This window comes from Streptomyces sp. NPDC127595, assembly GCF_042671685.1.
In the GTDB taxonomy this organism is placed as follows: domain Bacteria; phylum Actinomycetota; class Actinomycetes; order Streptomycetales; family Streptomycetaceae; genus Streptomyces.
Genome location: NZ_JBHXWK010000021.1, coordinates 1 through 21,572, shown reverse-complemented (window position 1 = coordinate 21,572; position 21,572 = coordinate 1). Strand labels below are relative to the sequence as shown.

Annotated in this window: 19 protein-coding genes and 1 pseudogene; 10 read left to right on the top strand and 10 right to left on the bottom strand. The window is 70.8% G+C overall.

The annotated features are described in order from the left end of the window. Nucleotides 1-75 precede the first annotated feature (75 nt). Complete coding sequence (locus ACFVKT_RS38945; RefSeq protein WP_385741305.1) at nt 76-1,578, bottom strand: PLP-dependent aminotransferase family protein; 1,503 nt, start codon at nt 1,576-1,578, stop codon at nt 76-78. 30 nt (nt 1,579-1,608) lie between these two features. Between ACFVKT_RS38945 and ACFVKT_RS38940 the strand changes: the two genes are divergently transcribed. The 4 genes from ACFVKT_RS38940 to ACFVKT_RS38925 all read left to right on the top strand — a co-directional run bounded on the left by ACFVKT_RS38940 (nt 1,609) and on the right by ACFVKT_RS38925 (nt 5,160). Next, complete coding sequence (locus ACFVKT_RS38940; protein WP_385741302.1) at nt 1,609-2,367, top strand: YitT family protein; 759 nt, start codon at nt 1,609-1,611, stop codon at nt 2,365-2,367. After that, nucleotides 2,364-3,131 (top strand): glycerophosphodiester phosphodiesterase, encoded by a 768-nt coding sequence (locus ACFVKT_RS38935; protein WP_385741299.1) that lies wholly within the window; start codon nt 2,364-2,366, stop codon nt 3,129-3,131. The genes ACFVKT_RS38940 and ACFVKT_RS38935 overlap by 4 nt, the downstream gene beginning before the upstream one ends. A 41-nt stretch (nt 3,132-3,172) precedes the next feature. Further along, nucleotides 3,173-4,531, top strand: coding sequence for an MFS transporter (locus tag ACFVKT_RS38930; RefSeq protein ID WP_385741296.1), 1,359 nt, complete (start codon nt 3,173-3,175; stop codon nt 4,529-4,531). 254 nt (nt 4,532-4,785) lie between these two features. Further along, nucleotides 4,786-5,160 carry an RNA polymerase-binding protein RbpA gene (locus ACFVKT_RS38925; RefSeq protein ID WP_164314920.1) on the top strand — a complete coding sequence of 125 codons (375 nt, stop codon included), beginning with the start codon at nt 4,786-4,788 and terminating at the stop codon, nt 5,158-5,160. Between the two features lie 388 nt (nt 5,161-5,548). Here ACFVKT_RS38925 and fxsA read toward each other — a convergent pair whose 3' ends face one another. The 4 genes from fxsA to ACFVKT_RS38905 all read right to left on the bottom strand — a co-directional run bounded on the left by fxsA (nt 5,549) and on the right by ACFVKT_RS38905 (nt 9,900). Continuing rightward, a complete protein-coding gene (fxsA, locus tag ACFVKT_RS38920) occupies nt 5,549-6,142 on the bottom strand; it encodes an FxsA family membrane protein (RefSeq protein WP_385741293.1) in 594 nt (197 codons plus the stop codon). 322 nt (nt 6,143-6,464) lie between these two features. Next, entirely contained in the window at nt 6,465-7,256 is a 792-nt protein-coding gene (locus ACFVKT_RS38915; protein ID WP_385741290.1) for a polyprenol monophosphomannose synthase, read from the bottom strand. A gap of 542 nt (nt 7,257-7,798) precedes the next feature. After that, complete coding sequence (locus ACFVKT_RS38910; RefSeq protein WP_385741287.1) at nt 7,799-9,412, bottom strand: amidohydrolase; 1,614 nt, start codon at nt 9,410-9,412, stop codon at nt 7,799-7,801. Between the two features lie 47 nt (nt 9,413-9,459). Further along, entirely contained in the window at nt 9,460-9,900 is a 441-nt protein-coding gene (locus tag ACFVKT_RS38905) for an Lrp/AsnC family transcriptional regulator (RefSeq protein ID WP_385741284.1), read from the bottom strand. A 266-nt stretch (nt 9,901-10,166) separates the two neighbouring features. On the opposite strand from ACFVKT_RS38905, the gene ACFVKT_RS38900 reads away from it, so the two are divergent. Beyond that, complete coding sequence (locus tag ACFVKT_RS38900) at nt 10,167-10,604, top strand: hypothetical protein (protein WP_385741281.1); 438 nt, start codon at nt 10,167-10,169, stop codon at nt 10,602-10,604. A gap of 101 nt (nt 10,605-10,705) precedes the next feature. Here ACFVKT_RS38900 and ACFVKT_RS38895 read toward each other — a convergent pair. Next, a pseudogene (locus ACFVKT_RS38895) lies at nt 10,706-10,923 on the bottom strand (hypothetical protein); the annotation flags it as partial. A 199-nt stretch (nt 10,924-11,122) separates the two neighbouring features. On the opposite strand from ACFVKT_RS38895, the gene ACFVKT_RS38890 reads away from it, so the two are divergent. After that, complete coding sequence (locus ACFVKT_RS38890; RefSeq protein ID WP_385741278.1) at nt 11,123-11,386, top strand: hypothetical protein; 264 nt, start codon at nt 11,123-11,125, stop codon at nt 11,384-11,386. Here ACFVKT_RS38890 and ACFVKT_RS38885 read toward each other — a convergent pair. Beyond that, complete coding sequence (locus tag ACFVKT_RS38885) at nt 11,349-12,521, bottom strand: acyl-CoA dehydrogenase family protein (protein ID WP_385741275.1); 1,173 nt, start codon at nt 12,519-12,521, stop codon at nt 11,349-11,351. The genes ACFVKT_RS38890 and ACFVKT_RS38885 overlap by 38 nt on opposite strands. A 347-nt stretch (nt 12,522-12,868) precedes the next feature. Here ACFVKT_RS38885 and ACFVKT_RS38880 point away from each other — a divergent pair, with 347 nt between their 5' ends. Next, nucleotides 12,869-14,140, top strand: coding sequence for a glycoside hydrolase family 18 protein (locus ACFVKT_RS38880; RefSeq protein ID WP_385741272.1), 1,272 nt, complete (start codon nt 12,869-12,871; stop codon nt 14,138-14,140). A gap of 51 nt (nt 14,141-14,191) precedes the next feature. Here ACFVKT_RS38880 and ACFVKT_RS38875 read toward each other — a convergent pair whose 3' ends face one another. Together ACFVKT_RS38875 and ACFVKT_RS38870 are read right to left on the bottom strand one after the other, a co-directional pair. Further along, the gene (locus ACFVKT_RS38875) at nt 14,192-14,857 is read right to left on the bottom strand and encodes a TetR/AcrR family transcriptional regulator (protein ID WP_385741270.1); all 666 of its coding nucleotides are present in this window, start codon (nt 14,855-14,857) and stop codon (nt 14,192-14,194) included. A gap of 120 nt (nt 14,858-14,977) precedes the next feature. Further along, on the bottom strand, nt 14,978-15,118 hold the full coding sequence (locus tag ACFVKT_RS38870) for an SCO1431 family membrane protein (protein ID WP_385741267.1): 141 nt from the start codon (nt 15,116-15,118) through the stop codon (nt 14,978-14,980). Nucleotides 15,119-15,340: 222 nt separating this feature from the next. Between ACFVKT_RS38870 and ACFVKT_RS38865 the strand changes: the two genes are divergently transcribed. Beyond that, complete coding sequence (locus tag ACFVKT_RS38865) at nt 15,341-16,822, top strand: M1 family metallopeptidase (RefSeq protein ID WP_385741265.1); 1,482 nt, start codon at nt 15,341-15,343, stop codon at nt 16,820-16,822. Between the two features lie 45 nt (nt 16,823-16,867). Here the strand turns inward: ACFVKT_RS38865 and ACFVKT_RS38860 are convergent, their stop codons facing one another. After that, nucleotides 16,868-18,259, bottom strand: coding sequence for a peptidase C39 family protein (locus tag ACFVKT_RS38860; protein WP_385741263.1), 1,392 nt, complete (start codon nt 18,257-18,259; stop codon nt 16,868-16,870). A 243-nt stretch (nt 18,260-18,502) separates the two neighbouring features. Between ACFVKT_RS38860 and ACFVKT_RS38855 the strand changes: the two genes are divergently transcribed. Together ACFVKT_RS38855 and ACFVKT_RS38850 are read left to right on the top strand one after the other, a co-directional pair. Then, nucleotides 18,503-19,066 (top strand): uridine kinase, encoded by a 564-nt coding sequence (locus ACFVKT_RS38855; protein ID WP_385741262.1) that lies wholly within the window; start codon nt 18,503-18,505, stop codon nt 19,064-19,066. Between the two features lie 435 nt (nt 19,067-19,501). Beyond that, entirely contained in the window at nt 19,502-21,364 is a 1,863-nt protein-coding gene (locus ACFVKT_RS38850; RefSeq protein ID WP_385741259.1) for an AAA family ATPase, read from the top strand. The last annotated feature ends 208 nt before the right edge of the window (nt 21,365-21,572 follow it).

Genomic DNA, 21,572 nt, shown 5'->3' with positions numbered 1-21,572 from the left:
AACGAGGCCGTGTCTGGGGCGAAGCCCCCAGACCCTAGGGACGGGCAGGGGCGGAGGGGCGAAAACCCTCCCTGGCTAAGCCACAAACGTCCGAGGCGCCTCGCTCCCCGAGGCACCCCCCGTCTCCACCAACCGCGCCGCCGCAGCGAGCCGCACCGCCGCCTCCTCCGCCACCGCGCCCCCGACTGTGAACGGCAACCGCACATACCCCTCGAAGGCACCGTCCACCCCGAACCGCGGCCCGGACGGCACCCGGATCCCCACCCGCTCGCCCACCTCGGCCAGCCGTGACCCGGAAAGCCCACCGGTCCGCACCCACAACGTGAGCCCGCCCCGCGGCACCGAGAACTCCCACTCCGGTAGCTCACGCCGTACAGCGGTGACGAGCGCATCCCGGTTCTCCCGGGCCTGCGTCCGCCGGATCTCCACCGCCTGCTCCCAGCCCCCGGTACTCAGCAGCCAGTTGACGGCCAGCTGCTCCAGCACGGGCGTGCCCAGGTCGGCGTACGCGCGCGCGGCGACCAGGCTGCGGATCACATCCGGAGCGGCCCGCACCCATCCGATCCGCATCCCGGCCCAGAAGGCCTTGCTTGCCGATCCGACCGTGATGACCGTGGACCCGGAAGGGTCGAAACTGCACACGGGACGGGGCATGGCGGAGACGTCGTCGTCCAGGTGGAGTTCGCTCATCGTCTCGTCCACGACGAGCACGGTCCCCGCGGACCGGGCCGCGTCCACCAGCACGCGCCGCCGGTCCTCGTCGGCAAGGGCGCCCGTCGGGTTGTGGAAGTCGGCGACGACATACGCGAGCCGGGGGGCCGAGTCGCGCAGGACCTGCCGCCAGCGGTCCATGTCCCAGCCGGCGAGCCCCTCGGCCATGGCGACGGGCACCAGCCGGGCCCCGGCCTCACGCATCAGTTGAAGGATGTTGGCGTACGAGGGGGACTCGACGGCGATCCGTTCGCCGCGCCCGGCGAAGAGATGACAGATCGCGTCCATCGCCCCCATCGCCCCGGTGGTCACCATGATCTGTTCGGGCATGGTCGGGATGCCGCGCGCGGTGTACCGCTCGGCGAGCATCGAGCGCAGCGCCGGCAGCCCGGCGGGATAGTCGCCGTGGGTGTGCGCGTAGGGCGGCAGTTCCTCCAGAGCGCCCTGCACAGCCCGGGTGAGCCATGGCTCGGGTGCGGGCAGCGCCGCGCAGCCGAGGTCGATCATGGATCCGAGGGCCTCGGGAGGCAGCGGCTCAAGTCCGCGCGCGGGCAACGGATTACCCGCGGGTACGGCGGTCCAGCTGCCCGCTCCGCGGCGGGACTCCAGGAACCCTTCGGACCGCAGCGCCTCATAGGCCGCGGCGACCGTCGTACGGCTGACGGACAGGGACACCGCGAGCTCGCGCTCGGCGGGCAGCCGCGCGGCGACCGGTACCCGGCCTTCGAGTACGAGCAGCCGGATGCCGTCGGCGAGCGCGCGATAGGCGGGCGGGCGACGGGAGCCGGGCCCCGCGGGACGTTCCTGCTGGGAGCTGAGCAGCCGGGCGAGCTGAGCGGCACCCACCGCCGAAGTCCACTGAGTCATGATTCCCAGTCCACCTTCCCAGAATTGGCCATGGATGCGATGACTTCTCAAGCCACAGAGTGTCATGTGTCAGGCCACGACGACCACTGCAGGGGGCTTCTCTTGTCCACGCGCTCCACCCGCCCGGAAACCGGACTCCTCACCTCCGGACAGCTCCCGCGCCGACTCGTCCAGCTGTACGCCGGCCTGGCGCTGTACGGCGCGAGTTCGGCCCTGCTGGTGGAGTCCGGCCTCGGCCTGGAGCCCTGGAACGTGCTGCACCAGGGTCTCGCCGAGCTGACCGGCCTGACGATCGGCGTGGTGTCGATCTTCGTGGGCGCGGCGGTGCTGCTCCTGTGGATCCCGCTCCGCCAGCGCCCGGGCCTGGGCACCGTCTCCAACGTCTTCGTGGTCGGCATCGCCATGGACGGCGCCCTCACCCTCCTGCCCGACGCGCACAGCCTGGCCGTACGGATTCCCCTTCTTGTGGCGGGCATCGTGCTGAACGGCGCGGCCACCGGCCTCTACATCGCCGCGCGCTTCGGTCCAGGGCCGCGCGACGGCCTGATGACGGGCCTCCACCAGCTCACCGGCCGCTCGATCCGCCTGATGCGCACGGCCATCGAAGTGGCGGTCGTGGCGACCGGCTTCGCCCTCGGCGGGACGGTCGGTATCGGCACCGTCCTGTACGCGGTCGCCATCGGCCCGCTCGCCCAGTTCTTCCTGCGCGTGTTCGCCGTCCGCCCGGCACCGGGCGGCAGCACGGTGGTTGCCACCGGTCAACCGGAGCGCGCCATACTTCCCGGGTGAGCACGCGTATACGTCACCCGTATCTCGACCACCCCGGCCCGATCGCCTTCGCACACCGGGGCGGGGCGGCGGACGGCCTGGAGAACACCCTGCTGCAGTTCCGGCGGGCGGTGGAGACGGGCTACCGCTACATCGAGACGGACGTGCACGCGACGGCCGACGGCAAGCTCGTCGCCTTCCATGACTCGACCCTGGACCGGGTGACGGACGGGGCCGGCCGGATCGCGGACCTCCCGTGGGAGGACGTGCGCCAGGCACGCGTGGCCGGCAAGGAACCGATACCCCTCTTCGAGGAACTGCTCGAAACCTTCCCCGAGGTGCGCTGGAACGTCGACATCAAGGCCGAACCAGCCCTGCATCCCCTGCTCAACCTGATCGGCCGCACCGACGCCTGGGACCGCGTCTGCGTCGGCTCCTTCTCCGAGGCGCGCGTCTTCCGCGCCCAGCGCCTGGCCGGACCGCGCCTGGCCACCTCGTACGGCACCCGGGGCGTCCTGGGACTGCGACTGCGCTCGTACGGCATACCGGCCGCGGTGCGCGGTTCGGCGATCGCCGCCCAGGTGCCTGTGTCCCAGTCGGGCGTGCCCGTGGTCGACCGGCGGTTCCTGCGTGCGGCCCACGCGCGTGGGCTGCAGGTCCACGTGTGGACGGTGAACGACGCGGATCGGATGCACCGGCTCCTGGACCTGGGAGTCGATGGCATCATGACCGATCACATCGACACGCTGCGCAGCGTCCTGGAGGACCGGGGCACTTGGGTCTGAGCCCCGCCGCGCGGTCCATTCAGGGGAAGCGAGGAGCACGGGTGGGCACTGACACCGTGCGCGCGGAGGCGGCGGACTCAGCAGGCGGAGACGCCGGGCGGCGGCGCGAGCAACACGGCTGGTACATGTACGACTGGGCGTGCTCCGTCTACTCGACGAGCGTGCTCACCGTGTTCCTCGGCCCCTATCTGACGTCGGTCGCCGAGGCGGCGGCGGACCCGGACGGTTTCGTGCATCCCCTGGGGATCCCGATCCGCGCCGGTTCCTTCTTCGCGTACGCCGTCTCGGCGTCCGTCATCCTGTCGATCTTCGTGATGCCGATGGCGGGCGCGGCCGCCGACCGCACGGGCCGCAAGAAGCCGCTGCTCGCGGCCGCCGCCTACGTGGGTGCCGCGGCCACCACCGGCATGTTCTTCCTGGAGGGCGACCGCTATCTGCTGGGCGGGCTGCTGCTGATCATCGCCAACGCCTCGGTGGCCGTGTCGATGGTCGTCTACAACTCCTACCTGCCGCAGATCGCCCCGCCCGCGGAGCGCGACGCGGTCTCGTCCCGGGGCTGGGCCTTCGGCTACGCGGCGGGCTCACTCGTTCTGGTGGCAAACCTGGTCCTGTTCACGGCGCACGACAGCTTCGGCCTCTCGGAGTCGATGGCGGTACGCATCTGCCTCGCCTCGGCTGGCGTCTGGTGGGGTGCCTTCACCCTCGTACCGCTCAAGCGCCTGCGCGACCGCAGTACAGCTCCCCCCGGGACGACCTCCGTGCACGGATGGCGGCAACTGGCGGCCACCGTGCGCGACATGCGCGGCAAACCGCTCACCCTCTCCTTCCTGCTCGCCTACCTCATCTACAACGACGGCATCCAGACGGTCATCTCCCAGGCCTCGGTCTACGGATCGGAGGAGCTGGGCCTCGGCCAGTCGACGCTGATCGTCGCCATTCTGCTGGTGCAGGTGCTGGCGGTCGGGGGCGCCCTGGGCATGGGTCGTCTGGCGCGCAGATACGGCGCGAAACGTACGATCCTCGGCTCGCTCGTCGCCTGGACGGTGACCCTCTGCGCCGGGTATTTCCTGCCCGCCGGCGCGCCCGTCGGATTCTTCGTCCTGGCCGCCGGCATCGGGCTCGTCCTGGGTGGCAGCCAGGCACTCTCGCGCTCCCTGTTCTCCCATCTCGTGCCGAGTGGCAAGGAGGCCGAGTACTTCTCCGCCTACGAGATGAGCGACCGTGGCATGAGCTGGCTGGGCCCGCTTCTGTTCGGGCTCACCTACCAGCTGACCGGAAGTTATCGGGACGCGATCATCTCGTTGGTGGCCTTCTTCGTCATCGGGTTCGTGCTGCTCGCGAGGGTTCCGGTGCGCCAGGCGATACGCGACGCGGGGAATCCCGTACCCGACAGGATTTAGCGCCGGAGGCCAAAGGCCGGTAGTGTACGCGTTTGGCCTGCCAGGCGTACCGTTACTGCGCGTCAAGATACTGAAACGCCGGGTTATATCTGCTCTCAGATGTGACAAAGCGGGCGCAGGTGGGTACAACAAGGGGCGGCTACGACGGCGACGCATGACCCGGAACGGGAATCTTTACCGCCGACCGGACGTTGACCGGATGACGACGACAGCGACACCTGTCCTGTGGGCGACAAGCCCGGGAGGCACGATTCATGAGTGAGCGAGCTCTTCGCGGTACGCGCCTCGTGGTGACAAGCTACGAGACGGACCGCGGCATCGACCTGGCCCCGCGCCAGGCCGTGGAGTACGCATGCGAGAAGGGACATCGCTTTGAGATGCCCTTCTCGGTCGAGGCGGAGATCCCGTCCGAGTGGGAGTGCAAGGTCTGCGGGGCGCAGGCACTCCTGGTGGACGGCGACGGCCCTGAGGAAAAGAAGGCCAAGCCCGCGCGTACACATTGGGACATGCTGATGGAGCGACGCACCCGAGAGGAACTCGAAGAGGTCCTTGAGGAGCGTCTGGCGGTTCTGCGCTCCGGCGCGATGAACATCGCGGTACATCCGCGGGACAGCCGCAAGTCCGCGTAACCCCCGCCGGGGTTGGGTGGCATACACGAACGCACGCAGCCGCGGGCGCCGTACCTGACGGGTACGGGGTCTGCGGCTTTGTGCGTTTCGGGGACGGCCGGGGTGCGGGGCGTGGGGGCCCCGGGGGGGGGGCCCCGCGCCGCACCCCCACGCGTGGCCGGGGGGGGGGGCGCCCCCGCGCCGAGGGGGCCGCCCCGGCGCCGCCGCGCCNNNGCGTGCGGGGGGGGGGGGGGGGGGGGGGGGGGGGGGGGGGGGGGGGGCGGGGGGGGGGGGGGTGGGGGGGGGGGGGGTGGGGGGGGGGGGGGGGGGGGGGGGGGGGTGGGTGGGGGGGGGGGGGGGGGGGGGGGGGGGGGGGGCCCGCGGGGGCCCCGCCCCCCCCCCCCACGACTCAGCCGTTGAGCGGCGGGCGCGGACCCGGATCCTGCTGCCGGCCATCCTGCCGGCGGCCCGCGTCGTCCCTGATGACCTCGCCCTGGACGACCTTGCCGTCGGGACGGCGCATCCGCGCCTGCTGGAAGGCGTCGCCCAGCGTGCCGGGGGGAGCCGCCGCGATCTTGCGCTCGATGGTCCGCTCGGCGTAGCGGCTGAGGGCCTTCTGCACCGGCGGGATCAGCAGGAGGAGGCCGACGGCGTCGGAGATCAGGCCGGGGATCATCAGGAGGAGGCCGCCGAGCATCATCAGCCCGTTGCCGTCACCCTTACCGGTCCCCACCGCGGGCGCCACCCCGCTCTGCTGCTGTTGCAGCGTCTCGCTGAGGTTGCGGAAGGCACGGCGTCCGGCCCGCTTGATGACCACGGAGCCGAGGACGAAGGCCCCGACCAGCAGCAGGAGCACCGTGAAGCCGCTCGCCGCCCCCGCGACCACGGTGAGCAGCCAGATCTCCAGCACCAGCCACACGGCGACGCCGAGGGGCAGGAAGGTGCGCAGCCGCGAGCGCCGCGGGCGGGCGGGGTACGTGGGAGTCGGAGCGCCAGTCGTCATGTTCCCAGTGTGCCTGGAGGCGGCTCAGTACGGGATAAGCGGATGATCAACAGCACCTGTGGACCGGGGGCGGAACCTGTGAGAGCCAGCGCAGGAAGCCGTGCACCGGTCGACGTGAGACCAAGGGAAGCGCAGAGAGCCGTACGCCGGTCGATGTGCACGCCGGGGCAGCGGGAAAAGCCGTACGCCGGTCGACGGGAAGGCCCCGGGGCGCAGAAAGCCTCACGCCGGTCGACGGGCAAGCTGGGGAGCGCAGGAAGCCGTATGCCGGTCAACGGGAAAGCCGCGGCAGCGCAAGGAGCCGTACGCCGACCGGATCGCCTCAGAGGGACTTGCGCCCCGTGATCCGCCCGACCCGCTCCCCCACGCCCCACGTGGTGACCCGCCACAGGGCCTCCACCAGGATGTCGCGGCTCATCTTGGAGTCGCCGAGCTCTCGCTCCACGAAGGTGATCGGAACCTCGACGACGTGATAACCGGCCTTGACGGCGCGCCGGGCCAGGTCGACCTGGAAGCAGTACCCCTGGGAGGCGACCTCGGTGAGGCCGAGGCCCTCCAGGGTCTCGCGGCGGAAGGCGCGGTAGCCGCCTGTGACGTCGCGGATCGGGACGTCCAGCAGGACGCGGGAGTACAGGCTGCCGCCGCGCGAGATGAACTCGCGGGACTTGGGCCAGTTCACGACGCGCCCGCCCGGCACCCAGCGCGAGCCGAGTACGAGGTCGGCGCCCTTGAGGGCGGTCAGCAGACGGGGGAGTTCCTCGGGCTGGTGGGAGCCGTCGGCGTCCATCTCGACGAGTACGCCGTAGCCGTGCTCCATGCCCCAGCGGAAGCCCGCGAGGTAGGCGGCGCCGAGGCCTTCCTTGCCCTTGCGGTGCAGCACCTGGACCTGCTCGTCCTCGGCGGCCAGCTCGTCGGCGAGTTTCCCCGTGCCGTCGGGGCTGTTGTCGTCCGCCACCAGAACGTGCGCCTCGGGCACAGCGGTGCGCACCCGGCCGACGATCTTCTTGATGTTCTCGGCCTCGTTGTAGGTCGGAATGATCACCAAGGCCGTACCGAGCGGGCCGAACTGTCTCCCCTGGGCTTCCGCGGCCAGGGTCCCGTCGCCGTCGTTCACTGCTGCCCCTTCGAGTACGTACGCAGAGGTCCACCATAGTGGCCGCAACCTGCGCTGCCACGCCGTGGCGGTAGTACGGGGGTGTCGATTCTCCAAGAGGCGGGTAAGACGTAAACCCGCCCGGCGCAGCACGCGTGCTGCGGATCGGGGCCCGGCGCCCTTCGGGCCGACCAGGGACCCGCTGGCTGCGGGTCGACCGAAAGCCGTTGTCTACTGAACGTCCGGGCCCCACCCGGGTCGCACCTGCCGACTTGTCGGAACGTTCCCTCGCCTCTCGCTGCGTGGGTGCTGGGCCTGGCTCCCAGTGGTGGTGCGCCGGTGCGGCACACCGCCCCTGACCCAGCGGCGCTTCGAGGCCGCGCGGAGGTTCCCCGGTCGGACGTCCGGTGGTGGACCCGGCCGAACCTACCCGCCACCGGCGGCCAACTGTCAACAGCCGTTTGACCTGCGATTTCTTCCTCAAACGCCTGGTCAGTGCAGAGGATGCGCAGGTCGCGCGACGGGGCGGCGGGCGGTGATCCGAGGCGCGCCACCCCGGGACATCACTCGTTAGGCCGTACGAATACCGTCCGACCGCCCACCACGGTGCGCAGGCAGACGGGCAGGTCGTTCCCGGGGGTCAGATCCGGCAACCCAGGGGTGCCGGAGCGCGGATCGGTGGACCAGCGCGCGACCCGGTCGTCCGGGGCCTGCACGACGAGCTCCTCGGTGCGCCACACGGCGTAGTCCGCGGGCGCGCCCGGCACCAGGACACCCGCGTCGTCCCGTCCGACGGCCCGCCATCCACCGCGCGTATGCGCCGTGAACGCGGCGCGGGCGGACACCCGGTGCTCGGGCGTGCGGTGGAAGGCCGCGGCGCGGACGGTGCCCCACGGGTCGAGCGGCGTCACGGGGCTGTCGGAGCCGAAGGCGAGCGGCACGCCGGTGCGCAGCAGGGCCGCGAACGGGTTGAGCGTGCGGGCCCGCTCGGCGCCCAGACGCTGGGCGTACATGCCGTCCTCGCCGCCCCACAGCGCGTCGAAGGCGGGCTGCACGGAGGCGGTGAGGCCCAGTTCGGCGAAGCCCGCGATGGTCTCGGGGGTGAGCATCTCGGCGTGCTCGACGCGGTGCCGGGCGGCGCGTACGCGGGCGAGGCCGACCTTCTCGGCGGCGGAACGGACACCTTCGACCACGGAAGCCACCGCGGCGTCCCCGATGGCGTGGAAGCCCGCCTGGAGGCCCGCCTCGGTGCAGGCGACGACATGGGCGGCGACGGCCGTCGCGTCGAGGTAGGCGGTGCCGCTGTGCTCGGCGTCACCGTACGGCTGGTGCAGACAGGCGGTGTACGAGCCGAGGGAGCCGTCCACGAAGAGGTCGCCGGCGGCGCCGACCGCGCCCAGGGCCCGCACCTTGTCGACGTCCTGTTCGGCCCAGTAGCCCACGACGCGGGGTCCTGCCTCCTCTGCGGCGAGCCGCAGCAGCCCGGTGAAGTCGTCCTCGGAGGAGATGTCCGGGCCCGCGCACTCGTGGACGGAGCCGATGCCGAGCGAGGCGGCACGGGCGAGCGCGGCGCGCTGGGCCCGGGTGCGCTGCTCCGCGGTGATGGCGCCGAGGGCGGCCCCGCGGACGGCGTGGTGGGCGTCCCGGGTCAGCGGACCGTCCATGTACCCGGCACGTTCGGTGACCCCCGGCACGAGGTCCAGGAGCGCGGTGGTGACCATGGCGGAGTGCACGTCGATGCGGGAGAGGTAGAGCGGGCGTCCGCCGGTCGCCTCGTCGAGTTCGGTACGCGCCGGGGGGCGTCCACCGGGCCAACGGGCCGCGTCCCAGCCGTGTCCGAGCAGGACCCGGTCGGCCGGGCGGGCGGCGGCGAAGTCCCGTACGAGGGCGAGTGCCGCGTCCAGCGAGGGGGCGTCGGACAGGTCAAGGCCGGTGAGTGCGAGGCCGGTGGCGGTGGTGTGCACGTGTGCGTCGGTGAACGCCGGGGTGACCAGGGCGCCTTCGAGGTCCACGACCTCGTCGACCCCGTCGGCGAAGGCGTCTGCCGCGCCTTCCGAGCCGACCCAGGCGACCTGCCCGCGTTCGACGACCATCGCGGTGGCGAAGGGATCGGCGGGGCTGTGGACTTCTCCACCGCGCAGCAGCACGGTGTCCGACGAGGCGGTGCTCTCACTCATGGGGAACAGTCTCGCCCCTGCCGGCACGCGTCCCGTGCCGGGGTCCGTCAGATCCGGGGTGGCCGCGCCTCGTACGGCGTCGACAGCACCACTGTCGTCCGTGTCGACACCCCCGCCTGGCCGCGCAGCCGTGCGAGGAGTTCTTCCAGCTCGTGCGGGGTTGAGACGCGCACCTTGAGGATGTAGTTCTCGTCGCCCGCGACGCTGTGGCAGGCCTCGATCTCGGGCACGTCGGCGAGGCGTTCGGCGATGTCGTCGGGGGCGCTGGGGTCGAACGGCTTCACCGAGATGAAGGCGGTCAGGGGCAGTCCGACGGACTCCGGGTCCACGACCGCCGCATAGCCGCGGATGACCCCGCGTTGCTCCAGTCGGCGCACCCGCTGGTGCACGGCAGACGTGGACAGGCCCGTGGCCTTGCCCAAGTCGGTGTAACTCATCCGCCCGTCCGCGACGAGCAGCTGCACGATCTGTCGGTCCAGCTCCTCCATGGCGCAGAACCTACAGGGCCCTTGATCCCCTCGGATACCTGAGCGGCGCAGGTCATACCCGGTTTGTGATGTGGCAGAGTGCGACTGGTGAGTCGGCCGGGGGACAAACCCACCGGGCCGGGCACCTGCGGGCGGCATGTGACGAACGCCACATAGTCGGAACCGGGTCCGTGATGTTCTCGTGATTACCGCAGAGACGGGGCGGGAAGTGCTTGCTGTGGTCGAGGTCGCAGCGCCTTGTCGGCCCACCCAAGGGGGAGAAGCCCATGCAGAGTCTTAAGCGCCCTGGTCGTACCGCACCAAAGCGGCAGCAGCCGGTCGTCGACCCCGAGCCGGAGGGCGTCGAATCGGACGCCCTGGACGGTGAGGAGTTCGACGCGTACGACACCTTCGAGATGTACCGGGTGATCTGCCCGGACTGCGCGCAGCCCATCGCGCTCCTGGCGGACGAGGAAACGCTGCCCGAGCACGCGCTGTGCGCCTCGCCGTGGAATCCGTTCGGGCTCACGGTCTGCACCGGCACGGGCCGGGCCGCGGACGACGCAGAGCCCGCGGACGAGACGACGGAGCTTCAGGAGCAGGACACCGCCCTGCTGTTGACGCTCCCTCAGGGCCTCGACTGGCGGACCCAGCCGTTCTCGCACGTCGGCGGCCCCAGCTCGCGCCCGATGCGGGTCCCCGACATGCGGCGCCTGGCCGCCTGACCGTCTCGCGCCCGCACCGCGACTGACGCCCGGTCAACTCCGTTAGCTGCCCTGCACCATGGCCCGCAGGCTGCCGTGGTGCAGGATCAGTGTGTCCGGGGCAGGCGGTCCCCGTCCCGCAGGGTGACGTACGCGTCGATCACCCCGACGTTCGGATACACCCCGAGCCTCATGATCAGGAGCGCCCGGCCCTGGTGTCGAAGACGTGGAAGATGCAGCGGGCGTAGGCGTTCCGGTCGCCGGTCGCGACCTGCTTCATGGCCATGGGCACCTGGTGAACGGGGTACTCGTCGTGGGCAACGGGGCGGTCGTCGGGCATCGCAAGCCCCCCTGGGCGCGCGGCAGTTGACGTCGCCCGGAGGGGTACGGCCCCCGGCTGCGCATTTGACGGTACGTCAGATGTGAGGCGTGGGCCAGATGCCGGAAGCCGGCCCGAGCCCCCCACATGGGCCCGTCGCGAACGCACGGGCGATTCCAGGGGCCGGTGACCTGCCCGCCCGCCTACGCGTTGCCCCGGTATGACCCCCACATATTCAGCGACCGGGCGTCGGCGCAGGACCGTCGTACCGGCGACCGCAGAATCGGTTCAGCGGCCGGTTCAGCAGGCGCCGCCACTCCCGGATCCCCCCATCTACCGCGCCCTCATCCGCACCTGGGCCGATCGCGGCCGCACGCTGCCGGGGCGGCACGACCCGGAGTGGGTACGGCTGGTGTCGCCATCGGTGATGTACGGCCACGGGCAGTTCAGCGTGACTCGGGACCCGCGAGGTGACGGGCGATGACCATCCGCTGGATCTGATTGGTGCCCTCGACGATCTGGAGGACCTTGGCCTCGCGCATATAGCGCTCGACGGGGAAGTCGGCGGTGTAGCCGTACCCGCCCAGGACCTGGACGGCGTCCGTGGTGACCTTCATCGCGGTGTCCGTGCACAGCAGTTTGGCCATGGCCGCCTGCTTGGAGAACGGCCGGCCCGCGTCGCGCAGGCGTGCGGCGGTGACATAGAGCGCCCTGCCCGCCTCGATCTGCGTCGCCATGTCCGCGAGCATGAAGCGCAGCCCCTGGAAGTCCGAGATCGGCCGCCCGAACTGCTGCCGCCCGGTGGCATAGCCCAGAGCCTCGTCAAGGGCCGCCTGGGCCACGCCGATCGCACAGGCCGCGATGCCGAGCCGCCCGGAGTCGAGCGCGGACAGGGCGATCGCGAAGCCCTGGCCCTCATCGCCGATCCGCCAGCCCTCGGACACCCGTACGCCGTCGAAGTGGACCTGCGCGGTGGGCGAGCCCTTCATGCCCATCTTCTTCTCGGGCGCCGCGGCGCTCAGTCCCTCGGCGTCGCCGGGCACCAGAAAGGCCGTGATGCCGCGGGCGCCCTCGCCCCCGCTGCGCGCGAGCACCGTGTAGAAGTCGGCGACTCCGCCGTGGGTGATCCAGGCCTTGGTGCCCGTGATCACCCAGTCGTCACCATCGCGAACAGCTTTGGTACGGAGTGACGCGGCGTCCGAGCCCGAGGACGGTTCGGAGAGGCAGTACGCGCCGAGGAGGCCGCCGGAGAGCATCGCGGGCAGGTGCTCGGCCTGCTGTTCCTTGGTGCCGTAGTTCGCGAGGGCGTGGCAGGCGAGGGAGTGCACGCTGACGCCGAGGCCGATGGTGAGGCGGGCCCCGGCCAGCTCTTCGAGGGCCTGGAGATAGACCTCGTACGGCTGGTCTCCGCCGCCGAACTCGGAGTCGTACGGCAGTCCGAGCAGTCCCGACTCGGACAGCAGGCGGAAGACATCGCGCGGGAAGTGCCCCGCCTCCTCCTGCTCGGCCGCCTGCGGGACGATCTCGCGCTGCGCGATGTCCCGGACGAGCGAGATCAGATCCCGGGCCTCGTCCGTGGGCAGTTGACGGTCCACCGGCTGCGGGGCGCGGTCGGGCATGGCGACGCTCTCCTCCCTGTTGGGCACTGGCGGGCGCGCACCTGGGTGGGGTGACTCCCGCCGGGTCTCACTGGCCTCTGCCGATGCTGCCGTCCCGGGTTGCGGAAGCGGCTGATCAGCGGCGGTGGCGCTGTAAGCATGCCCGATCGGAGGCATCGAGTCACCAGTTAACGACCGCTTACTAAAAGAAAGGGAAATTGGTCCGAACCATTGACCGCACTGGTCTAGTCCTCCTAGGGTTCCTTCCACGTCACCGCGTTCATGCCAAACGGACATGTGCGTCTGGCAGTGCTCAGCAGGTCCCAGCACCACGCCCCCCGGCTCCCCTCCCCCACGAGGAGACATCGATGCGCAGACCGCACCTCCCCCGCGCGCCCTTCCGCGCGCTCCTGTCCGCCGCCTGTTGCGCCGTTCTCGGCGCCGGGCTCCTGGCAGGCGCGGGTACCGCGACCGCCACCACCGAGTCCGCGCCCGCCGTGGCCGACACCCAGACCGGCGCCGTCCAGGCCGCCGCGGCCGGTTCCAAGGTCGTCGGGTACTTCACCGAATGGGGCACCTACGACCGGAAGTACTACGTCAAGAACATCGAGACCTCCGGCTCGGCGGCCAAGCTCACCCACATCAACTACTCCTTCGGCAACGTCGTCGACGGCAAGTGCGCGATGGGCGACGCCTACGCCGCGACCGACCGGACGTACACCGCCGCGGAGTCCGTGGACGGCGTCGCCGACACCTGGGACCAGACGCTGCGCGGCAACTTCAACCAGCTCCGTGAGCTGAAGAAGCTGCACCCGAACCTCAAGGTCCTCTGGTCCTTCGGTGGTTGGACCTGGTCGGGCGGGTTCGGTGCGGCCGCCGCGAACCCGACCGCGTTCGCCCAGTCCTGCTACGACCTGGTCGAGAACTCCAAGTGGGCCGATGTCTTCGACGGCATCGACATCGACTGGGAGTACCCCAACTCCTGCGGCAACACCTGTGACACCAGCGGCAGGGAGGCGTACAAGAACCTGCTGGCGGCACTGCGTGCGAAGTTCGGCACGAGCAACCTCGTCACCTCGGCGATCACGGCCGACGCCACCACCGGCGGCAAGATCGACGCGGCCAACTACGCGGGCGCCGCACAGTACGTCGACTGGTACAACCCGATGACGTACGACTTCTTCGGCGCCTGGGCCACCACAGGACCGACGGCCCCGCACTCGCCGCTGACCTCGTACACCGGCATCCCGACGGCCAACTACTACACCGACGCCACGATCGCGAAGCTCAAGGGCCTCGGCATCCCGGCCTCGAAGCTGCTGCTCGGCATCGGCTTCTACGGGCGCGGCTGGACCGGCGTCACCCAGTCGACACCGGGCGGCACGGCGACCGGAGCGGCGGCGGGTACGTACGAGGCGGGCATCGAGGACTACAAGGTGCTCAAGACGAAGTGCCCGGCCACCGGCACGGTCGCGGGCACGGCGTACGCCAAGTGCGGTACCAACTGGTGGAGTTACGACACCCCGGCGACCATCGCGACCAAGATGACGTACAAGAACGCGCAGGGCCTGGGAGGCACCTTCTTCTGGGAGCTGAGCGGTGACACCACGAACGGCGAGCTGATCAAGGCGATCAACTAGCCCTACTGGTACGTCACTAGGGGCGGAGGTCCGGCGGCCTCCGCCCCTTCTTCATGTGTCCCGACGGGCCGGCGCCGGAGCCACGTACGAGGGGTCCAGCTCCTCGACCGCCCGCATGGCGCCGCCCAGCATCTTCACCAGCAGCTCGCGCATGGTGTCGCGGGCCAGCACCTGGTCCTGGTGGCCGATCCAGTCGAGGGTCGCCCCCTCGACGCTGCAGAGCCAGCCGAGCAGCGCCATCCTCGGCAGCGGGGCGATCTTGCGCCGCCCGTACGCCCCTTCGGCGATGGTCTCGACGATGACCTCGCGGACGCCGTCCCGGATGGCGTGCACCTCGGCGTCGAAACCGACGCCGCCGCTGATGATCGTGCGGTACGCGGACTGGTTGTGCTCGGCATAGCGCAGATAGCCGTCGATGGTGCGGTGCACCCGCTGCGCCGGGGGGAGTTCGAGGCCGCCCGCCGCCCGGGAGACCAGCTCGGTGACCGAGTCCTCGATGATGGCGAGGTAGTAGCCGCGCTTGGACTTGAAGTAGTAGTAGATCAACCCTTTGGCGACATGCGCGTGCCGCGCGATGTCGTCCATCGACAGCGCGTCATAGGACGTGTCGGCGAACAACTTCCGTCCGATGGCGATCAGTTCGGCGCGGCGCGCCAGGGAGCGATCGGTACCGCGAGCCCGTGGGCGCTCGACGCCGCGCTGTTGACTACTATTCAATTTCGATCCTGGTCTCCGGCTGCCGGCGGGACATCCGCAGTATGGCAGACCGGCACCACCTGCTCGTTCGACTCTCATCGACCTCACAGGCGCCCGCTGGAGGCGCCGACCGGGGTCAGCTCACAGCAGGCCGAGCTGGGTGACGAGCATGGCCAGAACCACGACGAGGGTCCAGCCCGCGAGGTGCTCCAGAATCCTGGGGCCGTCGTCCTTGGGGCCGCCCGTGCGGGCGCGGCTGGCGGTGGCGGAGGTCGTGGTCATGGCATCTCGCAGACGTAGTGGTGCGGTGGACTCCCCCGCCTCCCGTCGGCTCCCCACCGACTCGACCACTTTGCCACCGGAAACAGTTTCAGTGGTAGAGACCTTGGTCACGCCCGACGGCCCGACACTTCGATCAGCTTCGAATCCCACGGTTCCCACAACTGTGCACGCGCTGTGTGCGTCTCCTCACACGCAAGTGGTCAGCCAACCGAAAGGTTCTCGATGAGCACGTTCCGGACGCCGCGCCGCAGCGCCCGCCTCGCCCTCGCGACCGCCATCACCGTGGCTGCCGCCCTGACGGGCCCGGTCTCCCAGGCCGCCTCCGCCGGCTCCGGGGCCGCGTCGCCGGGCGCGGCAGGGCTCGGCGACCCGATCTTCCCGCTGGACGGCAACGGCGGCTACGAGGTGAGCCGCTACACCCTCGACTTCGACTGGCAGGCGCCGAGGACACCCTTCGAGGCGTCGACGACGATCAAGGCCACCGCGACGCAGGCCCTGTCCCGCTTCAACCTGGACTTCGCGGGCAACACCCTGCACACGGTGACCGTGGACGGCAAGACCGCCAAGGCCGTACGCGAGGGCGACGAGCTGGTGATCACACCGGCGAGCGCCCTGGCCCGCGGCAAGGCCTTCACCGTCAAGGTCACCTACACCGCCGACCCGACCCAGATCCGCCACCGCGACGACGCCATCGAGGACTACGGCTGGATCCCGACGCCGGACGGCACGGTGCTCTACCCGCAGCCCAACGGCGCCAAGATGATCTTCCCGTCGAACGACCACCCCAGCCGGCGGGCGCCGATCACCTTCCACATCACCACCCCCGCGGGCCTGTCGGCCGTCGCCAACGGCAAGCTCACCGGCCGCACCGAGCAGGCCGACGGACGCGTGCGCTGGACGTACGACTCCGAACAGCCGGTGGCGGCCCAGCTCGCGCAGCTGGCGATCGGCAAGTTCACCTTCGAGGACAGCACCGGCCCGCACGGGCTGCCGATCCGCGATGTGGTCCCGGACGACCTGGTGGCGCCGACCGAGCAGTACCGCAAGCTCACCGCCGGCCACATCGCCTGGCTGGAGGAGCGGCTCGGCCCCTACCCCTTCAACCGGTACGGCCTCCTCGTCGGGGACACCGACCTGGGCGTCGCCCTGGAGACGAACACGATCTCCCTGATCCCGAAGGCCGACCTGCTCGGCGACCAGGTCAGCGCCGAGCGGAACCTGGTGCACGAACTCACCCACCAGTGGACCGGCGACAGCATCGGCATCAAGACCTGGTCCGACCTGTGGCTGAGCGAGGGCCACGCACGGTTCTACGAGCGGCTGTACTCGGAGGAGCACGGCGGCGTGAGCTTCGAGGGAACCATGAAGACCGCGTACGAGAACCACGACCAGTGGCGCCACGACTACGGCGCCCCGGCCGAGCCGACCGAGCCGAACCTCTTCAAGCGGATGCGGTACGACGGCTCGACGCTCGTCCTCTACGCGCTGCGTGAGCAGGTCGGCCAGGAGACGTTCGGGAAGATCGAGCACGCCTGGGTCACCAAGTACCGCGGCAAGACGGCGAGTACGCAGGACTTCGTCGATCTGGCGTCGAAGGTCGCGGGCGAGGATCTGGACGGTTTCCTGCACCCGTGGCTGTACGGCGCGAAGACGCCGCCGATGCCGGGCCACCCCGACTGGGTGGTCAATCCGGTGCAGAGCTGAACCGACGGGCGGCCCCTTCACGGGGGTGAGGGGCCGCCCGTCCCCTCAGCGGACGCCGACCGCCGCGAGCGCCGCGAGCTGCATCGCCGACAGCTCGGCCGGGAAGTACAGGTAACAGACACCGCCGCTGCCCGAGGCGACTTTCCCGTTGGCGTTGTACCGCTTCGTGCGAAGCCAGACGTTCTCGAACTCGCGCCGCTTGTAGACGCGACGCACCGCGCTGTCGCTGGCCGACGCCGGGTCGTTGGCGATCACGTCACCGTCGGCGGTGAACCCGATGACGGCCATCAGGTGGCCCGAGGTCCCGTAACGCGACCCCGCCAGCTCGGACTTGAGGTACGACTGGGACGTCATGGCTGGGATGCCGGCGGCGATCAGCGTCTCCAGCTCGGTGAGCGAGCCGAGCCGGGTCACCACGCCCTGGAGGTTCTGGTACGTCGCCGCGTACGCGGCGTTGAAGGGCCAGTTGCCGCAGCCTGCGTACTGGTAGTCGTAGGTGGAGCGGGCCGCGTGACACACCTGCGGGTTCGTGAAGTCCGGGTCGACCCAGGCCAGTTGGGCCGCCGTCGGCTTGTGGCCCCAGTACTCGACGATCATCTGCGAGGAGGTGGGGCTGCACCAGGCCTCACCGCCGTTGTCGAACTGGGGGTACTGGCCCGCGTGGGTCTCCTGCGAGTAGCGCGGGACCTTCAGCTCCTGGGCGAGACCGGGTGTGGAGGCCGGGACAGTGAACCGGTCCGGAATGTCGGAGCCCATCGCGCCCAGGCGCCACACCGTGGGCGTGACCTTGGTGCCCGGAGTGCGGTACAGCGTCAGCCGCAGCCGGTACGAGACCAGGCGCAGGCCCGAGGCCGCATTGTCGATGGAGAAGGTGTCGGTCCAGACGCTGCTCTTGCCGTCGCTCTGGCCGTCGACGGAGGTCCGCTTGATGTCCTGGTCGCCGGCCGCCCAGCGGCCCAGTACGTACCAGGGGGTGCCGGTGCCGTCCGAGTAGGTGCCCGTCAGCTCGACCTGGAGCCAGGTCCCGGCCGGGGTGTCCGCGTTCCAGGAGGCGACGGCCTCGGTGGCGGGGACCGCGAGCTCATGGACGGGAGAGGTCCAGGTCGCGTACTCCCACAGGGCGGTCTTCTTGGTGTGCGGATCGGTGTACGTCCTGGTGCCGGCCGCGGCCGCGATCACCAGACCGGGACGGACGCCGGTCACGGCCCGCGTGCCCTGCGCCGCGCCGCCGCGCCAGTCGGTGTACGAGAGCCAGGCGCGGTTGTCCACGAGGCCGGACGGCGCCATCGACGGGGCCGCCGACGACGCTTTCGACCAGGCTCTCGCCGGGCGCTCGGGTGAGTCCGCGGCGGCCGCCGGACTGGCGCCGCCCGCCGCGGCCGCGGCCACTGCCGCGGTCAGGACGGTTCTGCGGGACGGTTGTTCAGCGCTGGGCATGGGTGGGTGACCCCCGGGTGTCCGATTCGAAACGGGCGAGTCCAATGCGCGGGTGTGCGCCAACTATGAATGGCTCCCCGGCCTTCTGCCAGCGCTTTTGACCTCGCGGCGCGCCTCGGAGTTCTTTCTCGGCAATAATCCGATAAGACACCGGATCCACCCGTCTCATCCCTCTCAGGAACTCCCATTCACCACCTCGTCTCACATCTGCGCCGACTGCCGCCCTCCTGCGGCCCGGTCCGCATGGTCGGCGTCGACGGGCACGCCGGCTCCGGAAAGACCACGTTCGCCGGGCGGCTGGGCGCGGAACTGGGCGGTGCTCCCGTTCTGCACCTCGACGACATCGCGACGCACGAGGAGCTCTTCGCCTGGACCGGGCGACTGCTGAGCCAGGTGGTCGAACCGCTGCGGCACGGCGAGACGGCGCGCTACGTCCCGTACGACTGGACCGCCCGGGCCTTCGGGCCGGTCCGTGAGCTGCCGCCCGCCCCCGTGGTCCTCCTGGAGGGCGTCGGCGCGGGACGCCGCGCGCTGCGGCCGTACCTCGCGCGGCTGCTGTGGATGGAGTTGCCGAAGGAAGACGCGTGGACGCGAGGGCGGCGGCGGGACGGGGACGCGCAGGACGAGTTCTGGGACGAGTGGGTCTCCGCCGAGCGCCGGCATTTCGCCGAGGACCCCTCAAGGCCCTATGCCGATCTTCTGGTGCGGCAGTGCTCCGAGGGCTACGAGGTGCTTCCGGGGCCCGCCGGAACCCCTGGACCGGACCAGGGAATCACTCACGGTGACGGACCATCCGCAGTGTGCTGAACTTGTGAAGACCCTTGCGTGAGAACTTTCTTCAGTGCCTCAACTCGGCTTGACCGGGGGGCCGTACAGGTCTTACGTTCTGAATGTGCGGCCGTTCGAGGCCGCCCCGCAGACGCGAAGCCCCCGGTTGTTCCCCCGTGATCGGGGGCTTCGTTCTGCCCCGGACATGTTTTCCGGACGCTGCGAGGCGTGATTCGCTCACCCTCGGTCACCAAGCTGAGTGCGCCCCATCTGCTCCCACCTCGTGGAACGGGGTGTGCCGCACCCTTCGGCCCGGCCCTCCCCCGCAGGTACGATGCCTCTCGGTGCGATAGTCGGACGGCTGCTCGGCGCACCAGTGCAACTCCCGTCCGCGGCACAGGGGTTCGACCAAGGCTGCCGACGGGCACCGGCCCGGCGGAGGACCATCGGGGGCACGGTTTGTGGGGGGACGTGATGGACTTCGGCACGCAGGGCCCGGAGGCCCCGGCCGACCTCGCCTGGCTGCGGGGGGTGGATGCCTACACGATGGGCGCCTATCCGCAGGCGGAGGAGGAATTCCGTATCGCGGTACGGATGGACCCGGGCATGGCGGACGGCTGGCTCGGACTGCACGCGCTGCGGGTGGACACGACGACCGCGCTGCTGAGGATGTTCCGGCACCGGGAGCGCTTCGGGGAGCAGCGCACCCGCCATCGCCGCACGCTCAACTCCTGGTACTGGCTGGGCTGGTGGGTACAGCCGGTCCTTGAGAGTCCGCGCGACCTGCTGCTCGCGCACGCCTCCCACTGGCTGGACGGCCGCCATGTCCCCGAGCTGGACCGGGCGTTGGCGGGACTGCCGCCGGTCGACACCGATCCGCAGGTGCGCTTCCTGCACGCCTGCCGCGCCTATCTGGTCAAGGACTGGGAGCAGTTGGTCCGGCACACGGATCCGCTGATCCACGATCCGATGCTGGGCATCGAGGCCGGTCTCTTCGGCGGCATGGCCCGGGTGCGCCTTGAGATGTTCGGACAGGCCGAGCCGTTGCTGTCCGCGGCGCTGATGCGCTGTCGCAGCGAGCAGCCGCAGCGCAAGGAGCTGCGGTACTGGCTGGCGCGAGCGCACGAGGGCACCGGGCGTTCCGCCGCCGCCCTGCCGCTGTACCGGGCGGTGCACCGGGTCGACCCCGCCTTCATGGACACCTCGGCGCGGCTCGCGGCGATCTCGGAGGGCGACGGGTACGACGAGGTCAGCGACCTCGCGGCGATCACTCTCGCCGGGGTCGGGCAGGACATGATGGAGGGGCCCGACGGTATCGATCCGCTGTTCGGTCCCGAAGGGCGGGACCTGAAGCTCTCGGAGCCCGGTTTCGTACCGCCGGGCTCGCTGCCACCGGAGAGGGACCCGGTGCGCGAGAAGGCCATGGTGCCGGTGCAGCCGCTGCCGCCGGGGCCGACCGACCCCGCCTTACTCGACGAGGCGCTCGCCGAACTGGAGCGCATGGTGGGCCTGGAGCCCGTGAAGCGCCAAGTGAAGGCGCTGTCCGCGCAGTTGAACATGGCGAGACTGCGCGCCGGGCAGGGCCTGCCGGTCCAGCCGCCCAAACGGCATTTCGTCTTCTCCGGCCCCTCCGGCACCGGGAAGACCACCGTGGCCCGCATTCTCGGCCGGGTCTTCTACGCGCTCGGGCTGCTCGGCGGCGACCATCTGGTGGAGGCGCAGCGGGCGGACCTGGTCGGCGAATACCTCGGCCAGACCGCCGTGAAGGCCAACGAGTTGATCGACTCGGCCATCGGCGGTGTCCTCTTCGTGGACGAGGCGTACTCGCTCTCCAACTCCGGTTACGGCAAGGGCGACGCCTACGGCGACGAGGCCCTCCAGGTGCTCCTGAAGCGGGCCGAGGACAACCGCGACCACCTGGTCGTCATACTCGCCGGCTACCCCGAGGGCATGGACCGCCTGCTGACCGCCAACCCCGGCCTGTCCTCCCGCTTCACCACCCGCGTCGACTTTCCCTCCTACCGCCCGCTCGAACTCACCTCCATCGGCGAGGTGCTGGCCGCCGAGAACGGTGACGCCTGGGACGGGGAGGCGGTGGACGAGCTGCGCTCGATCGCCGGGCACGTCGTCGATCAGGGGTGGATCGACGAGCTCGGGAACGGGCGGTTTCTTCGGACGCTGTACGAGAAGAGCTGCGCGTACCGCGATCTGCGGCTGTCCGGCTATCCGGGGGTCCTGTCGCGCGACGACCTGTCGACGCTTCGGCTGCCGGATCTGATGCAGGCGTACGGGGAGGTCCTCTCGGGGAGAGGGCCACAGGATCCTTCGGCCCTGTGAGCGGGGGTTGCGCCGGGCAGTTTTTCGCCCCCGCCGCCCCTACCCATTCCCGTCCCCTGGGGGCTGCGCCCCCAGACCCCCCTGGGTGGTTTTTATTCACTGCCGCGCGGTGGGGGCCTGTCGCGCAGTTCCCCGCGCCCCCGCCGGGGGGCGGGGGCCGGCCCGGGGGGGGGGGGGGGGCCCCCCCGCGGGGCGGGGCCGGGGGGCG

Bases quoted from the DNA above. Each gene is read 5' to 3' on its own strand.
- ACFVKT_RS38945 (WP_385741305.1), bottom strand. From the start codon at position 1,578: ATGACTCAGTGGACTTCGGCGGTGGGTGCCGCTCAGCTCGCCCGGCTG.
- ACFVKT_RS38940 (WP_385741302.1), top strand. From the start codon at position 1,609: ATGGATGCGATGACTTCTCAAGCCACAGAGTGTCATGTGTCAGGCCAC.
- ACFVKT_RS38925 (WP_164314920.1), top strand. From the start codon at position 4,786: ATGAGTGAGCGAGCTCTTCGCGGTACGCGCCTCGTGGTGACAAGCTAC.
- fxsA (WP_385741293.1), bottom strand. From the start codon at position 6,142: ATGACGACTGGCGCTCCGACTCCCACGTACCCCGCCCGCCCGCGGCGC.
- ACFVKT_RS38910 (WP_385741287.1), bottom strand. From the start codon at position 9,412: ATGAGTGAGAGCACCGCCTCGTCGGACACCGTGCTGCTGCGCGGTGGA.
- ACFVKT_RS38905 (WP_385741284.1), bottom strand. From the start codon at position 9,900: ATGGAGGAGCTGGACCGACAGATCGTGCAGCTGCTCGTCGCGGACGGG.
- ACFVKT_RS38900 (WP_385741281.1), top strand. From the start codon at position 10,167: ATGCAGAGTCTTAAGCGCCCTGGTCGTACCGCACCAAAGCGGCAGCAG.
- ACFVKT_RS38890 (WP_385741278.1), top strand. From the start codon at position 11,123: ATGACCCCCACATATTCAGCGACCGGGCGTCGGCGCAGGACCGTCGTA.
- ACFVKT_RS38885 (WP_385741275.1), bottom strand. From the start codon at position 12,521: ATGCCCGACCGCGCCCCGCAGCCGGTGGACCGTCAACTGCCCACGGAC.
- ACFVKT_RS38880 (WP_385741272.1), top strand. From the start codon at position 12,869: ATGCGCAGACCGCACCTCCCCCGCGCGCCCTTCCGCGCGCTCCTGTCC.
- ACFVKT_RS38870 (WP_385741267.1), bottom strand. From the start codon at position 15,118: ATGACCACGACCTCCGCCACCGCCAGCCGCGCCCGCACGGGCGGCCCC.
- ACFVKT_RS38865 (WP_385741265.1), top strand. From the start codon at position 15,341: ATGAGCACGTTCCGGACGCCGCGCCGCAGCGCCCGCCTCGCCCTCGCG.
- ACFVKT_RS38860 (WP_385741263.1), bottom strand. From the start codon at position 18,259: ATGCCCAGCGCTGAACAACCGTCCCGCAGAACCGTCCTGACCGCGGCA.
- ACFVKT_RS38855 (WP_385741262.1), top strand. From the start codon at position 18,503: ATGGTCGGCGTCGACGGGCACGCCGGCTCCGGAAAGACCACGTTCGCC.
- ACFVKT_RS38850 (WP_385741259.1), top strand. From the start codon at position 19,502: ATGGACTTCGGCACGCAGGGCCCGGAGGCCCCGGCCGACCTCGCCTGG.